The sequence below is a fragment of the Brevundimonas sp. genome, assembly GCF_030656255.1.
Classification (GTDB): domain Bacteria; phylum Pseudomonadota; class Alphaproteobacteria; order Caulobacterales; family Caulobacteraceae; genus Brevundimonas.
Genome location: NZ_JAUSOE010000122.1, coordinates 22500 through 37725 on the forward strand (window position 1 = coordinate 22500; position 15226 = coordinate 37725).

Annotated in this window: 13 protein-coding genes; 4 read left to right on the plus strand and 9 right to left on the minus strand. The window is 68.0% G+C overall.

Going from position 1 to position 15226, the window contains the following annotated elements; all coding sequences use genetic code 11:
* Positions 1 to 198: 198 nt before the first annotated feature.
* The 6 genes from glyS to Q7J26_RS12735 all read right to left on the minus strand — a co-directional run bounded on the left by glyS (position 199) and on the right by Q7J26_RS12735 (position 8391).
* The gene (glyS, locus tag Q7J26_RS12710) at positions 199 to 2397 is read right to left on the minus strand and encodes a glycine--tRNA ligase subunit beta (RefSeq protein ID WP_304936776.1); all 2199 of its coding nucleotides are present in this window, start codon (positions 2395 to 2397) and stop codon (positions 199 to 201) included.
* Complete coding sequence (locus Q7J26_RS12715; RefSeq protein WP_304936777.1) at positions 2397 to 2777, minus strand: hypothetical protein; 381 nt, start codon at positions 2775 to 2777, stop codon at positions 2397 to 2399. Before Q7J26_RS12715 ends, glyS begins: the two co-directional genes overlap by 1 nt.
* Positions 2774 to 3667, minus strand: a complete 894-nt coding sequence (locus Q7J26_RS12720; protein WP_304936778.1) for a glycine--tRNA ligase subunit alpha — start codon at positions 3665 to 3667, stop codon at positions 2774 to 2776. Before Q7J26_RS12720 ends, Q7J26_RS12715 begins: the two co-directional genes overlap by 4 nt.
* Before the next feature lie 85 nt (positions 3668 to 3752).
* Complete coding sequence (locus tag Q7J26_RS12725; RefSeq protein ID WP_304936779.1) at positions 3753 to 4625, minus strand: 4-(cytidine 5'-diphospho)-2-C-methyl-D-erythritol kinase; 873 nt, start codon at positions 4623 to 4625, stop codon at positions 3753 to 3755.
* Positions 4626 to 4630: 5 nt separating this feature from the next.
* On the minus strand, positions 4631 to 6532 hold the full coding sequence (locus Q7J26_RS12730) for a hypothetical protein (RefSeq protein ID WP_304936780.1): 1902 nt from the start codon (positions 6530 to 6532) through the stop codon (positions 4631 to 4633).
* Positions 6533 to 6735: 203 nt separating this feature from the next.
* The gene (locus tag Q7J26_RS12735) at positions 6736 to 8391 is read right to left on the minus strand and encodes an electron transfer flavoprotein-ubiquinone oxidoreductase (RefSeq protein WP_304936788.1); all 1656 of its coding nucleotides are present in this window, start codon (positions 8389 to 8391) and stop codon (positions 6736 to 6738) included.
* Positions 8392 to 8586: 195 nt separating this feature from the next.
* Here Q7J26_RS12735 and Q7J26_RS12740 point away from each other — a divergent pair, with 195 nt between their 5' ends.
* Together Q7J26_RS12740 and Q7J26_RS12745 are read left to right on the plus strand one after the other, a co-directional pair.
* Complete coding sequence (locus Q7J26_RS12740) at positions 8587 to 9384, plus strand: uracil-DNA glycosylase (protein WP_304936781.1); 798 nt, start codon at positions 8587 to 8589, stop codon at positions 9382 to 9384.
* Positions 9385 to 9554: 170 nt separating this feature from the next.
* Positions 9555 to 11165 carry a lytic transglycosylase domain-containing protein gene (locus tag Q7J26_RS12745; RefSeq protein WP_304936782.1) on the plus strand — a complete coding sequence of 537 codons (1611 nt, stop codon included), beginning with the start codon at positions 9555 to 9557 and terminating at the stop codon, positions 11163 to 11165.
* Positions 11166 to 11168: 3 nt separating this feature from the next.
* On the opposite strand, the gene Q7J26_RS12750 is transcribed toward Q7J26_RS12745, so the two are convergent.
* Entirely contained in the window at positions 11169 to 11309 is a 141-nt protein-coding gene (locus Q7J26_RS12750; RefSeq protein WP_304936783.1) for a hypothetical protein, read from the minus strand.
* A 94-nt stretch (positions 11310 to 11403) separates the two neighbouring features.
* Positions 11404 to 12048, minus strand: a complete 645-nt coding sequence (locus Q7J26_RS12755; protein WP_304936784.1) for a glutathione S-transferase — start codon at positions 12046 to 12048, stop codon at positions 11404 to 11406.
* 207 nt (positions 12049 to 12255) lie between these two features.
* Between Q7J26_RS12755 and Q7J26_RS12760 the strand changes: the two genes are divergently transcribed.
* Both Q7J26_RS12760 and Q7J26_RS12765 read left to right on the plus strand, forming a co-directional pair.
* A complete protein-coding gene (locus Q7J26_RS12760) occupies positions 12256 to 13572 on the plus strand; it encodes a UDP-glucose/GDP-mannose dehydrogenase family protein (protein WP_304936785.1) in 1317 nt (438 codons plus the stop codon).
* Positions 13572 to 14546 (plus strand): SDR family NAD(P)-dependent oxidoreductase, encoded by a 975-nt coding sequence (locus Q7J26_RS12765; RefSeq protein WP_370651942.1) that lies wholly within the window; start codon positions 13572 to 13574, stop codon positions 14544 to 14546. The genes Q7J26_RS12760 and Q7J26_RS12765 overlap by 1 nt, the downstream gene beginning before the upstream one ends.
* Before the next feature lie 18 nt (positions 14547 to 14564).
* Here Q7J26_RS12765 and cysC read toward each other — a convergent pair.
* Positions 14565 to 15226, minus strand: a 662-nt coding sequence (gene cysC, locus Q7J26_RS12770; RefSeq protein WP_304936786.1) for an adenylyl-sulfate kinase, incomplete at its 5' end; no start/stop codon positions are given.

Below are 15226 nucleotides of genomic sequence, written 5' to 3' on the forward strand. Positions count from 1 at the left end.
TCGCGCGAAGATGGCGCATCCCCTCACCTCTCCGCGCGCGAGGGCGCGTGGGGAGGACAGGTCGCGCAGCGATCAGGAGGGGCGACTCCAGCGCCGGTGATGACCGGCTCAGCTTCACACACCGCGTCTCCCCACCTGGCGCTCGCTGACGCGATCGCCGGTCCTCCCCGCCGGCCGTCGCCGACGGGGAGTGAAGGATCAGCCGGCGATCTGGCCGAAGTCCGCGACCTGACCCATCACGTCGCGCACCTGGCCCAGCAGTTTCAGACGGTTGTCACGCTCGGCGGGGATGTCGGAATTGACCAGAACGGCCTCGAAGAAGACGTCCACCGGGGTGCGCAGGCGGGCCAGGGCCGTCATGGCGGCGGCGAAGTCCTCGGTCTCCAGCGCGGTCTCGACGGCGGTGCGGGCGGCGCCGACGGCGAAGGCCAGGACGGTCTCGGGCTCGGGCTGGTTCGGCAGGCCGGTCTGGACCATGCCGGTCGGGACGGGTCCCTTCTTCTCCTCGGCGCGCAGGATGTTGGAGGCGCGCTTGTAGCCGGCCAGCAGATTGGCCCCGTCGTCGGTGGCGAGGAAGGCGGCCAGCGCCTCGACACGACGCACGATGCGGACGAGGTCGTCATCACCCAAGGCGAAGACGGCGGCGACGAGGTCGTGGCGCTGGCCCTGGTCGCGGAGGAGGACGGTCAGGCGGTCGGCGAAGAAGGCGAGGATTCCTAGATCGTCTTCATACTCCCAACTCGGATCTTCTTCAGCACGTTGGGTCGAGGCGTCATAAGCCTCATCACGCAACCGCTTAACCTCTTGAAGTTTTTTGAGATACTCGGGGTTATTCCGAATGTCTCCGATCGTTGCACCCTCTCCTCTTTCGAGCTGCGCGCCAGCCATAATTACTGCGGCCCGAAGCTCTACCGTTGGGAGGTACCGCCCGAGCGACACTCGAACATTATTCTCCAAAACCAAACGGATCACGCCTAACGCTGCCCTACGAAGAGCGAACGGATCCTTCGATCCGGTTGGCTTTTCGTTGATCACAAAGAAGCCGACCAAGGTGTCCAGCTTGTCGGCCAGGGCGACGGCGACCGTGACGGGCGCGGTCGGGACGGTGTCGGCGGGGCCTTGGGGCTTGTAGTGGTCGCGGACGGCGTCGGCGACGGCATCGGAATGGCCGGCCAGACGGGCGTAATAGCCGCCCATGATCCCCTGCAGTTCCGGGAATTCGCTGACCATGCCCGACAGCAGGTCGGCCTTGGACAGGCGCGCCGCCATCTCGGCTTCGTCGGGGTCGGCGCCCACCAGGGGGGCGATTTCGCGGGCGAGCGCCGCGATGCGCTCGACGCGCTCGGCCAATGTGCCCAGCTTGGCGTGGAAGGTGACGCCGGACAGTTTGGCGTTCCAGGCGTCGAAGCCGACCTTCTGGTCCTCGTCCCAGAAGAAGTGGGCGTCGTTTAGGCGGGCGGACAGGACGCGGCTGTTGCCGGCGGCCAGGGCCTTACCGCCGTCGGTCGCCTCGACATTAGCGACGACCAGAAAGTTGGGGGCCAGGCCGTCCTTCGACGGATCGCGGACGGCGAAATACTTCTGGTGCACCTTCATCGACAGGCGCACGACCTCGGGCGGCAGGGCCAGAAACTGCGGGTCCATGTCGCCCAGGATCGGGGTCGGCCATTCGGCCAGGCCCGCCACCTCGTCCAGCAGGCCGTCGTCATCGACCAGGCTCAGACCGCGCGCGGCGCAGGCGGCCTTGGCCTGTTCCAGGATACGCAGCTTGCGGTCGGCGACGTCGATCAGGACGAAATTCTTCTCCAGCTGGGTGCGGTAGTCGACGAAGTCGCTGACCTTCAGCAACTGACCCGAACCGAGGAAGCGATGGCCCTCGGTGATGGCGTCAGATGGGATGCCGTCGATCTCGAACGGCACGACCTTGCCGTCAAAAATGCACAGAATGCGTTTGATCGGACGGACCCAGCGCAGGGTTCCAGAGCCCCAGCGCATCGACTTGGGCCAGGGGAAGGTGCGGATCACCTGGTCCACCGTCTCGGCGACCAGATCGGTGGTCGCGCGGCCCTTGGACGACAGGACGGCGAACAGGACGCCGTCGCGCTCGGTCAGTTGATCGCGGGTCAGGCCGGTCTTGCGCAGGAAGCCGTCCAGCGCCTGTTCCGGGGCCGAGGCGCGCGGGCCCTTGACCTCTTCCTCGCGGTCGGGCGTGGCGGCGGGCAGGCCGTCGATGACCAGGGTCAGGCGGCGCGGACCGGCGAAGACGTTCAGCGCGTCCCAGGTCAGGCCGGCGGCCTTCAGCCGGTCGGAGACCATGCGCTCAAGGTCGCGCGCGGCGCCCTGCTGCATGCGGGCGGGGATTTCTTCGGAGAAGATTTCGAGAAGAAGTTGGGGCATCAGGCGGCGGACTCTTCGGTCGTGGCGGCAGACCGCATCAGGGTAAGGGCGACGTCCTGCAGGGCCAGCGGCGCGTCGGCCGCACCCGGCTCCGCGCTGAAGGCGATGTTCAGCAGGAAGGGCCGCGGGGCCAGGAAGGCGTTCTGCAGGATGCCGAACCACTCTTCGCTGACCACCACCACGCCGCGCCAGCCGCCGGGCTGCGCGGTCAGGTGGCTGCTCAGGTCACCGGCCTGACGGAGGATGCGAACCTCGGCCCACGACTCCTGGCCTTCGATTTCCACGCGGCCGCTCGAAAACAGCGAGATCGGCTCGCCGGGGTGCTGCTCCAGATTGATGTCGGCCAGATCGAAGGAGAGGATTCCAGATACAGTGCTCACGACGCGGCCTTCTCATGTTCGACATAGGCCAGGGCGCAGGCTTTGCAGAGTTCGCGGATGCGACCGATGTAGCTTTGGCGTTCGGCGACGGCGATGGCGCCGCGGGCGTCCATCAGGTTGAACAGGTGGCTGGCCTTCAGCACCTGATCATAGGCCGGCAGGACCAGGGGCTGGCCTTGCGGGCCACGCATGTCCAGCAGACGCTGAACTTCAGACACCATGTCCTCGAAGCGGCGCTTCAGCCCGTCCACGTCATAGCCGTGGAAATTGGCTTCCGACTGCTGGCGCTCGTTCTCCAGGAAGACCTCGCCATAGGTCAGGCCCTCCTTGGTGAACTTGAGGTCATAGACGTTGTCCACGCCCTGAACATACATGGCCAGACGCTCCAGCCCGTAGGTCAGTTCGCCCGAGACCACGTCCACCTCGATGCCGCCGACGCCCTGGAAATAGGTGAACTGCGTCACCTCCATCCCGTCGCACCAGACCTCCCAGCCCAGGCCCCAGGCCCCCACGGTCGGGTTCTCCCAGTCATCCTCGACGAAGCGGATATCGTGCAGCTTCGGATCGATCCCGATGGCCGCCAGCGACCCCAGATACAGCGCCTGAAGATTGTCCGGGTTCGGTTTCAGAATGACCTGGTATTGGTAATAGTGTTGGAGGCGGTTCGGGTTTTCGCCATAGCGGCCGTCGCCGGGGCGGCGGCTGGGCTGGACATAGGCGGCCTTCCACGGCTTGGGGCCGAGCGCGCGCAGGACGGTGGCGGGGTGGAGCGTGCCGGCCCCGACCTCGATGTCATAGGGCTGAAGAATGGCGCAGCCCTGGTCCCCCCAATAGCGGTGAAGGGTCAGGATCAGGTCCTGGAAGGCGAGCGGCTCGGTCGGGGTGGTCAAATCGGGCTCGGGAGGGGCTGGAAAAAGGACGGCGGACCATAGGGCCCGGCGCCGCGCGCTTCAACACGCGCTGGGGATTTATGGCTCAGGCGGCGGCGAGCCGGGTTGCGGCGACCCAGGCGGCCGGATGGGCGGCGGACAGAGCGGCGGCGGCGGCGGTCGCGTCCGCGCTGGACCGGCACAGGCCGAAGACGGTGGCGCCCGAGCCGGACATCCGCGCCAGAGCCACGCCGGGCGTCGCCGCCACGGCCTGAACCGCGCCGGCTATGGCCGGGGTCAGGGCTTCGGCGGGGAGCTGAAGATCGTTGCGGAGGCCGGCCAGCCAGTCGATGACTGCCGCTGGGCTCCAGTCAGCGGGCGGCGCGGGCAGGTCGGCGGCGCGGGGCGGACCGGCGTCATAGGCCCGGTAGACGGCCCCTGTGGGGGACGGAACGCCCGGATTGAACATCACGGCCCAAAGCGGCGGCAGGCGCGGCTCATCGGTCAGGACGTCGCCCCGGCCCTCGGCCCAGGCGGAGCGCATCCGCAGGCACATGGGGCCGTCGGCGCCGATCACCCCCGCCACCGCCTCCAGCGCCGCATCGTCGATGTCCAGCCCCAGGGCCTGACGCGCCAGTTTCAGCGCTGCCCCCGCGTCCGAGGAGCCTCCGCCCAGGCCGGCGGCGATGGGCAGACGCTTGTCCAGCGTCACCTTCAGCGGCGGTTCGCCCGTCCCCGTCGCATCGCCCAGGGCGCGAAGGGCGCGAAGGATCAGATTGTCAGGCTCGGCCGCCAGACCCGCGCCGAACGGGCCTGTGACGGTCAGGGCCAGTCGCGCCGCCGGTTCGACCGTCACCCGGTCGCCGACATCGGCGAAGGCGACCAGACTGGACAACGGATGATAGCCGTCGGCGTCCACCAGGGCGACGTGCAGGAACAGATTGATCTTGGCCGGGGCCAGGGCCGAAAGCGCGGACATGAGACCTATTGCGACACGCCGGTGGCGGGCGCGGCGTCGTCCAGACCGTTGGCGATCTTGCGTTCGACCTCGGCCTTGCGTTCGGGCTCGGGGTCCAGGCTCAGGACGCGGTTCCACAGCCAGACCGCCTCGCGCTGGCGGCCCACCCGCCAATAGGCGTCGCCCAGGTGGTCGTTGATCTCGGGATTGGCGGGCTCCTTGTCGACGGCCTCCTCCAGGGTGACGACGGCGGTGTCGAAATAGCCCTGTTTGAACTGGGCCCAGCCCAGCGAGTCCTGGATATTGCCGTTCTCGGGTTCGGCGGCGTGGGCCTGGGCCAGGAGGCCGGCGCCCTGATCGACGCGCAGCCCCTTGTCCACCCAAAGATAGCCCAGATAGTTCAGGGTGTTGGCATTGTTCGGATCGGCCAGATGGGCGGCCCACAGCTCGGCCTCGGCCTCCGGGATGCGATCCAGGGATTCCAGGGCGGCGCCGCGCAGGAAGTGGATCTGGGCGCCCTGGTCCGCCGTGTTCAGCAGCGGGCCGTTCAGCAGGGCCAGGGCCGCCTCATACTGCTCCAACTGCATCAGCTGGCTGGCCATGACCAGGGCGATGCGGGGATCGTCGGGTTCGGCGGCGGCGGCGGCGCGCAGTTCGGCCAGGGCGGCCTGCGACTGGCCGTCCTCTTCCAGGTTCAGGGCAAGCTGGGCGCGGGCGTTGGCGTACAGCACCGGATCCTCCGGCCCGACGCGCGACAGGGCGGTGCGGGCGGCGGCCTTCAGCCCGACCCGGTCCAGAACCTGGGCCAGCTGGATTTGCGTGGCGGCGTCTTCGTTCAAGTTCAGGGCCAGGCGCAGATAGACCACCGCGAACTCATTGCCGCGCTCGGCCACGGCCTGGGCCGCCGCCGTGGTCAGGGCCTGGGCCGCGCCCTGGCGGAAGTCGGGCGCCGCCGGGGCGCGGCCGCCGGCCTGAAGTCGCGCCAGGGCGCGGGCGGTGGCCAGATCGACTTGCTGACCCTGCATCGCCGCCTGATAGACGGCCAGGGCCTCGTCCCGCTTGCCGCGTCGCTCCAGGAACTCGCCATAGGGGCGGTGGAACAGGGCGCCGATGGTCGGCATGTCGGACAGGGCCTTCAGCTCGCTTTCGGCCTCGGCGTAGTCGCGGCGTTTCTCCAGCAACAGGGCGCGGTTCTGACGGGCGAAGGCCAGGGTCAGGGCATCGCCCTGGGTCGGGGGCGCGGCCAGGGCGCGGGTCCAGTCGCCCGCCGCCGCCGCGATCCACGGCGCGACCATCAGACCGGCGCGGCTGTGCGGCGCGGCGATCGGCCGGGCGGCCAGGGCGGCGTTGGCCGCGCGTGGGTCGCCGTGGACAAAGGTCTGGACGGCCGAAATCAACTGGCCGATCTCGATGAAGGCGGGCGCGGCGTCGGCTGTGGGGGCCAGTCGGCCCGCCACGTCCAGATCGCCGCTGAGCAGGGCCGAGGTGAAGGCCTGTTCGCGCACGCGCGGCTGTTCCGGCGTCAGGGCCTCGGCCTGGGCCAGCCAATCGGCGCCCTTGGCCCCCTCGCCCGTCATCAGGGCCAGTTTGCCGGCCAGGTACAGGCCATAGGCGCTGCGGCCCTGCGCGTTCAGCGGGACCGGCGCCCAGACCGCAGGAATGGCGGGCTCGGCCGGTTCGTCGGCGATGACGATATGGGGCGGAACGTCGCCCTCGGGCGTCTGGGGGCCGCCGTCTTCCGGTTCGTCCTCGAACGGTGCGGCGTCCTGGACCTGACCCGGTTCCAGGATGACGGCGGGCGGATGGGCGTCGGACGGATTGGCGGGCGCCGAGGCGGGCCCCAGGTCCTGCGCCGCCGCCCCTTGAGCCAGGGCCAGGGCGAGAACGGTCAGGGAGGCGGCGAACAGGCGCGAACGGGTGGCGATCATGCCGCGACCCTTCACGCTTTCCCCCGCCCCCGCAAGAGGACAGATGATTGCTCTACCTACTCCGCTCATCCCGGCGAAAGCCGGGACCCAGGGCTTTCGCATCCTCGGTGCGTCGGATGACCACCGACCTTCAACCTCGACCGCCTTGCGCCCAAAGACCTAGGTCCCGGCTTTCGCCGGGATGAGCGGGTTAAAGAGCTGCGTCACATATTCGGATAGTTCGGGCCGCCGCCGCCCTCGGGCGTGGTCCAGACGATGTTCTGCGACGGATCCTTGATGTCGCAGGTTTTGCAGTGGACGCAGTTCTGGGCGTTGATCACGAAGCGCGGATCGGTCTTGGCGACCTCGTCCGCATAGACGACCTCGTATACGCCCGCCGGGCAATACAGCCGCGCCGGCTCGCCGTATTTCGGGAGGTTGACCTGGATCGGCTTGGACGGGTCCAGCAGTTTCAGGTGGGCCGGCTGGTCCTCGGCGTGGTTGGTGTTGGAGATGAAGACCGACGACAGTTTGTCGAACGACAGCTTCCCGTCCGGCTTGGGATAGACGATCGGCTTGTGTTTGGCCGCCAGTTCGGTTGCGGCGGCGTCGGTCTTGTCGTGTTGCAGCGTTGGGATCGGCGACCAGCCGCCCAGCAGGGTGCGGCACCACATGTCGACCATGCCCAGCGCCCCGCCCAGGGTGGTGCCGAACTTCGACAACAGAGGCTTGGCGTTCTGGACGACCGACAGCTCCTTGTAGACCCAGCTCTTTTCGAAGGCGGTCTGGTATTCGACCAGTTCGTCGCCACCGCGTCCGGCGTGGACGGCGTCGTAGGCGGCGTCTGCGGCCAGCATGCCGGTCTTCATCGCGTTATGGGTGCCCTTGATGCGGGGCACATTCACAAAGCCGGCCGAGCAGCCGATCAGGACGCCGCCGGGGAAGCTGAGCTTCGGAATCGACTGCAAACCGCCCTCGGTGATCGCCCGCGCGCCGTACGAGATGCGCGTGCCGCCTTCCAGATGCGGGGCGATGGACGGGTGGTGCTTGAACCGCTGGAACTCGTCGAACGGCGACAGGAAAGGGTTCTTGTAGTTCAGGTGAACGACATAGCCGACGGCCACGTAGCGGTCGCCGAAGTGATACAGGAAACTGCCGCCGCCGGTGTGCTCGTCCAGCGGCCAGCCGGTGGTGTGCTGGGCCAGGCCCGGCTGATGCTGTTCAGCGGGCACCTGCCACAGCTCCTTCAGGCCGATGCCGTATTTCTGGGGCGACTTCCCGTCCTGGAGCTTGTGCTTGGCGATGATGGTCTTGGCCAGGGAGCCGCGCACGCCCTCGGCGATGAAGACATATTTGCCGTGCAGTTCGATGCCCGGCTGGAAATCGCCGGTGGGCTTGCCCTCGCGGTCGATGCCGAAGACGCCGGCGACGACGCCCTTCACCCGGCCTGTCTCTTCTTCCCAGACGATGTGGCTGGCGGCCATGCCGGGATAGACCTCGACGCCCAGAGCCTCGGCCTGTTCGCCCAGCCAGCGCGCGACATTGCCCAGCGAGGCGATGTAGCAGCCGTGGTTGTGCATGAAGGGCGGCAGCAGGGGCATAGGCAAAGACGCCTCGCCCTGCGGGCCCAGCAGCAGGAATTTGTCCTTGGTGACCGGGGTCTCCAGCGGCGCGCCGCGGTCCTTCCAGTCAGGGAAGAGTTCGTTCAGCGCCTTGGGATCGATCACGGCGCCCGATAGGATATGGCCGCCGACCTCGGCGCCCTTTTCCAGCACGGCGACTGTGATTTCCTTGCCGTCCTTTTCCGCCCGCTGCTTCAGGCGGATGGCGGCGGACAGGCCCGCAGGACCGCCGCCGACGATGACGACGTCATATTCCATCACCTCGCGCTCGACGCCGGCTAGGGCCTCCAGCGGCGGCAGATTGTCGATGATCGCTTCCTGACGGGCGTTCTCGGCGCCGCCCTCGATGGCTTCTTCGGCCATGTCTTCCCCTGAAATCCAGCTTGTTCGTGTGGTTATGACGCTTATCGGAAGGTGACGCGAGGGCGGTCAAGGCCTATCGGTACCTTAGACATGAACGCGCAACCCCATGACATCGCTGCAGTCGAAAGCCTGCTCGCCTTCTGGCGGGATGCGGGGGTGGACGCCTGCTATGGCGATGCGCCGGTCGATCACACCCATCTGGCCCCGCCCCCGGCCCTGAAGGCGGTGCAGAAGGCCACCGCCTCGGTCGTCATGCCCCTGACCGGACCCAGCGCCCAGGACGCCCTGGCCGAGGCCCGGCGTCTGGCGGCGGGGGCCTCGACCCTGCAGGACTTGGCGGCGGCGGTGGCGGCGTTCGAGGGCTGCCCCCTGCGCGGCATGGGGGCCAGCCAGTCGGTGTTCGGGCGCGGCAATCCCAACGCGCCTGTCCTGGTGATCGGCGAAGGCCCCGGCGCGGACGAGGACCGGCTGGGTCAGCCCTTCGTGGGTCGGGCCGGCAAGCTGCTGGACCGAATGCTGGCGGCGGCGGGCCTGACCGACAAGATCTTCATCACCAACACCGTCTTCTGGCGCCCGCCCGGCAACCGCACCCCGACCCCGCAGGAACAGGCGGTTTGCGCCCCCTTCGTCGAACGCGCCTTCGCCCTTTTGCAGCCAAAGGCGGTCCTGTTGCTGGGCGCGGCGGCGGCCAAGTCGGTGCTGCAGACAGAAGACGGGATCATGAAGATGCGCGGCCAGTGGCGGGACTGGCGACTGGCCGAAGGGGCGGTGTCCGCCCCGGCCCTGCCGACCCTGCACCCCGCCTTCCTGCTGCGTCAGCCCCAGGCCAAACGGCAGGTCTGGGCCGATCTTCTCGCACTTGCAGCAAAACTGGACGGCTCAGGTTGAGGTTGCCGCCGCTTTAAGGCATGCTGATCGTTTGACGACCAACGCCAAACGATCCCCGCCTGACGAGAACGGGCAGGGTGACGCCAACGGGGCCGCCGCGTATGAATATGTTCCGCCGGGCAAGTCTTGCCACGACGCTGGTTTTTGCGCTCGCAGCTTCAGGCTCAGCCTTGGCGGAGACGCCTTTTGACGGAATGTCCGGCGCCGCTTCCGGTTCCGTCCGCCCGACGGCTCTGAGTTCGGCGGATCGCCTTTCCTACACCACCGCCTTCGACGCCCTGCGGCGCGGCGACATCGAGGCCGCCCGCGCCTCGGCCCGCCAGGCCCAGGATCGGGTCCTGCTGGGTCAGGTCGAGTTCGAAAGCCTGTTCCATCCCGATCACGTCGCCACCTATGACGAACTGGCGGCCTGGCTGCAGACCTATTCCGACCTGCCCTGCGCCGACCGGGTCTACACCCTGGCCATGCGCCGCCGCCCTGACGGGGCGCCCGAGCCGGTGAAGCCCGGCGGTCTGCTGGGGCGGACCTGGAACAGCGTCGTCTCCGCCGTCTCGGGCGGCCCGGACGTCGATCCGATGAAGGCGGCGCGCATCGCCTATAACAACGACGACCTGACCGGCGCCTCGGCCGTCGGGCGCGAGATCGGCGACTGGTGGACGGTCGGGCTGGCGGAATGGCGTCTGGGCCAGTTCCACGAATCCTTCGCCGCCTTCGAACGGGTGGCCAATGATCCGACCGAGGATCCCTGGGTTCGCGCCGGCGCCGCCTACTGGACCGCGCGCGCCGCCTCGCAGTCGGGCCGACAGGACCGGGTCAACGACTATCTGCGCCTGTCGGCGCAATGGCCGGCCACCTTCTACGGCCAGATCGCCCTGCGTCAGCTGGGCGAGGAGCCGGCCATCGAGAATATGGGGCCGCGCGCCTATCAGGCGGAGCCGCGCCTGCGTCGCGCCGCCTATGTGCCCGAGGGCGCACGGGTCGAGGCCGGCGATCTGAACGCCTTCGTCCAGACCGATCCCCGGGCCCGGCGCACCGTGGCCTTCTATGAGGTCGGACGGCGGGCCGAGGCGGAAAGCGAACTGCGCTCGGGCCTGCGCACCGCCGTGGGCGATGCCGCGCGGATGTGGACGGCCCTGGCGCGGGTGATGATGCCCGGCGACGGCGAGACGGCGACCCGGATCGACGCGATGCGTTTCCCCATGCCGGTGCTTGAACAGGAGGGCGGCATCACCATCGAGAAGTCACACCTCTACGCCCTGGCGCGCAAGGAGACGGACTTCAACCCGGACGCTCGGTCCAGCGCCGGCGCCTATGGGCTGATGCAGGTGATGCCGACGACGGCGGCGGAGATGACCGGCGACCGGACCTTCGTCACCGATCCGTCCAAACTGCTGGTTCCCGCCACCAACATGCGGCTGGGACAGGCCTATATCAACCGGATGTTGCAACTGCCGGCTTTCCAGGGCGACCTGCTGCGGGCCGTGGCCTCGTACAACGCCGGACCGGGGCCGATGCTGACGGCGGTGCGCAAACTGGGACCGGACGCCGATCCCCTGCTGCTGATCGAGACGATCGACGTGCCCCAGGCGCGCGATTACGTGGAAAAGGTCGTGGCTAGCTACTGGATCTATCAGCGCATGTTCGGCGGACCGCTGAACACCCTGGACGCCGTGGCCTCGGGCGCGAAACTGGTGCCGGTCTCGCTGGACTATGTGCCGCCCGCGCCGGTCGCCGAACCCGTACTGGTCGCCCAGGCGGCCGCTATCGGCGGCGCACGATAGGCTTCAGAACAGGGCGGTGAGCAGCATCGCCCAGAAGGCGGCGCCGACGACGGCGGCCAGCACATAGCCCGTGAGGGGGCTGAGCGCGCGCGCCTGAACCGGGACCTCAGCCCCCTGTTTCGTGACGACTGAGGGGGTCGGCATCGGTCTTTCTCCCGGCGAGACGCGCGATCCGCGCTCGAAACCCGGATAACATTGTCGTCTTAACGCCCGGTGCGAAGGCTTGGTTTCCCCGCCTTTAAGTCAAAGCCTCGGTCTCCCACAGACGGAAGTCGGGCTGGGCCAGCAGGGTCTGGACATAGGCGGAGGCGACGCCGTCGTCGCCGTGGTCGGCCAGATCGATCTGGAAATGGCGGAGACGGGCCGCGACCGGGGTGAAGAAGGCGTCGGCGATCGACCAGTCGCCGAACAGCCAGGGACCGTCCGCGCCGAACCGGCCCCGCATCTGCCGAAACAGGGCGACGATCCGCGCCAGATCTCGGTCCAGCGCGGGGTCGGACGGGGTCTCTGACCGGGCGTCGCCGACCATCGGACGATCCGGCCCCGTGCCGCAGAAGGTGCGAAGGGCGGAAAAGCCGGAATGCATCTCGGCCGTCGCCGACCGGGCCAGGGCCCGGACAACGGGATCGGCGGGCCACATCCGGGCCTGCGGATAATGCTCGGCCGCCCATTCGCCGATGGCCAGGGTGTCCCAGATCATCTCGCCGTCCACCCGCAACACGGGCACGAATCCGGACGGAGAGACCTCGCGCAGCGCCGCCTTCTGCGCCTCGGTCTCGTAGCGCACGTCGATGACGCCGAAGTCCGCGCCGGTGCGCTTCAGGATCAGCCAGCCGCGCAGCGACCAGGTCGAATAGGTCCGGGGGCCGATGATCAGTTCCATGTCGCGTCCTTCGCTCGATTCGCAGGCGGTGTCCGATGGGATGGCGTTTTGCCCTATCCGGCGAATTTATGCATCCGGTCTGCCCCGCCAGAAAGCCCGGCCGTATATACGGAGCGCCGACACTGGACCGACGCATGCGCCACCCGCGCCGTTGCGTTGAAACGTGCCGGATTCTAAGGCTGCACAACGATGAACGGGATTTTCTAGATGCGCGTCGCAATGATCGGCACAGGCTATGTGGGCCTGGTGTCTGGAGCCTGTTTCGCCGACTTCGGCCATGTCGTGACCTGCATCGACAAGGACCCGTCCAAGATCGAGCGGCTGGAGCGGGGCGAGATCCCGATCTTCGAACCCGGCCTGGACGATCTGGTGGCCGCCAACGTCAAGGAAGGCCGGCTGTTCTTCACGCTGGAGGGCGCCGAGGCCATCCGCAACGCCGACGCCGTGTTCATCGCCGTCGGCACCCCGACGCGCCGGGGCGACGGCCATGCCGACCTGAGCTATGTCTATGCGGCGGCCGAGGAGATCGCGGGTCTGATCGACGGCTTCACCGTCGTCGTCACCAAGTCCACCGTCCCGGTCGGCACCGGCGACGAGGTCGAGGCCATTATCCGCCGGGTCAATCCGGACGCCGACTTCGCCGTGGTCTCCAATCCCGAATTCCTGCGCGAAGGTGCCGCCATCGGCGACTTCAAACGCCCCGACCGCGTCGTGATCGGCGTCAACGACGGCGAGACGGCGCCGCGCGCCAAAGAGGTGATGAGCGAGCTCTATCGTCCGCTGAACCTGAACGAGAGCCCCCTGCTGTTCGTCGGCCGACGCACGTCCGAGTTGATCAAATATGCGGCCAACGCCTTCCTAGCGATGAAGATCACCTTCATCAACGAGATGGCGGACCTGTGCGAGGCCGTGGGCGCCGATGTGCAGCAGGTCGCGCGGGGCATCGGCCTGGACAAGCGGATCGGGTCCAAATTCCTGCACGCCGGCCCCGGCTACGGCGGCTCCTGCTTCCCCAAGGACACCATCGCCCTGGTCCGCACGGCCCAGCAGTACGGCGCGCCGGTGCGGCTGATCGAGACCACGGTCGAGGTGAACGACGCGCGAAAGAAGGCCATGGCCGGCCGGGTCGAGACGACCCTGGGCGCCAGCGTCGCAGGCAAGACCATCGCCCTGCTGGGCCTGACCTTCAAACCCAACACCGACGATATGCGCGACGCCCCGTCGCTGGACATCGCCCCGGCCCTGATCGCCGCCGGCGCCCGGGTCCAGGCCTTCGATCCCGAGGGCATGCACGAGGCCGGCAAGCTGCTGCCGGGCGTGTCCATGAAGGCCAACGCCTATGACGCCGTCGAAGGCGCCGACGCCGTGGTCATCATCACCGAATGGGACCAGTTCCGGGCCCTGGACCTGGACCGGGTCAAGCTGCTGATGAACCAGCCCGTGCTGGTGGACTTGCGGAACGTCTATCGCCCCGAGGACATGCTGAAGCGCGGCTTCAGATATTCCGGCATCGGACGCGGCTGATGGCGACGCCGATCCTGGTCACCGGCGCGGCCGGCTTCATCGGCATGCACACGGCCGAACGGTTGCTGGATCGCGGCGAGACCGTGATCGGGGTCGATAATTTCAACGCCTATTACGACCCTGCCCTGAAGGACGCCCGCGCCGCCCGGCTGGGGGCCCGCGAGGGCTTCACCATGATCCGGGCCGACATCGCCGACCACGAACAGATGCTGGCCCTGGTGCGGGACGCCGGCGTGGAGCGGATCGTCCACCTCGCCGCCCAGGCCGGGGTTCGCTATTCGATCGAGAACCCCTTCGCCTATGAGCGGTCCAATCTGGCCGGCCACCTGTCGATGCTGGAGGCCGCACGCCACAACGGCGTGAAACACCTAGTCTACGCCTCGTCCAGTTCGGTGTATGGCGACCGGCCGCTGGAAGGCTCGGGCTTTCGGGAAGACGACCCGACGACGGATCCCGTGTCGCTGTATGCGGCGACCAAACGCTCGTGCGAACTGCTGAGCCAGAGCTACGCTAAACTGTACGGCTTCCCCCAGTCCGGCCTGCGCTTCTTCACCGTCTATGGCCCCTGGGGCCGGCCCGACATGGCCTATTTCAGCTTTACACGGAAGATCGCGCGCGGCGAGGCGATCGAGGTCTATGGCGAAGGCCAGATGGCGCGCGACTTCACCTATATCGATGACATCGTCGACGGGATCGTGGGCGTGCTGGACCACCCGCCGGCGCAGGGCGGGCACGAGGTCTATAACATTGGCGACAGCTCGCCCGTCGGCCTGATGGAGATGATCACCACCCTGGAGGACGCCCTGGGCGCCGAGGCGGAGAAGGTCATGCGGCCCATGCAGCCCGGCGACGTCACCGCCACCTATGCCAATATCGACAAGCTGAACGCCCTGACCGGATACAAGCCCAAGGTGACCCTGGCCCAAGGTCTGCCGCGCTTCGTCAAATGGTGGCGGGGATACGAGAACGGGTAAGCCCCCTCCCAGGCTTGATCAGATGCTGAAATCCTCGGTCGAGAACCGGCCGTCCAGCCAGGCGACGATGCGTTCGGCGGCGTCCTCGGGCGACATGGTGGTGGTGTCCACGACGATCTCAGGCGCTTCAGGGGCTTCGTAGGGACTGTCGATGCCGGTGAAGTTCTTCAGTTCGCCGGCGCGGGCCTTTTTATACAGGCCCTTGACGTCGCGCTGCTCGGCGACCGCCAGCGGGGTGTCGACATAGACCTCGACGAACTCGCCCGGCCCCAGCAGGTCGCGCGCCAGGCGACGTTCGGCGCGGAAGGGGGAGATGAAGCTGACCAGAACGATCAGGCCGGCGTCCACCATCAGTTTCGACACCTCGGCGACCCGGCGAATGTTTTCGACCCGGTCCTCCTCGGTGAAGCCCAGGTCGCGGTTCAGGCCGTGGCGGACATTGTCGCCGTCCTGCTGATTGGGGGGGCGGCCGTCGGCATAGAGGCGCTTTTCCACCATAGCGGCGATGGTCGATTTGCCCGCGCCCGACAGACCGGTCCGCCAGACGACGCGGCCCGTCTGGTTCTTGATCGTGGCGCGCGCGGCCTTATCGACCGACAGCGCCTGCCAGTGGATGTTGTGGGCGCGGCGCAGGGCGAAGTTCAGCAGCCCCGCACCGACCGTCCGGTTCGAGATCCGGT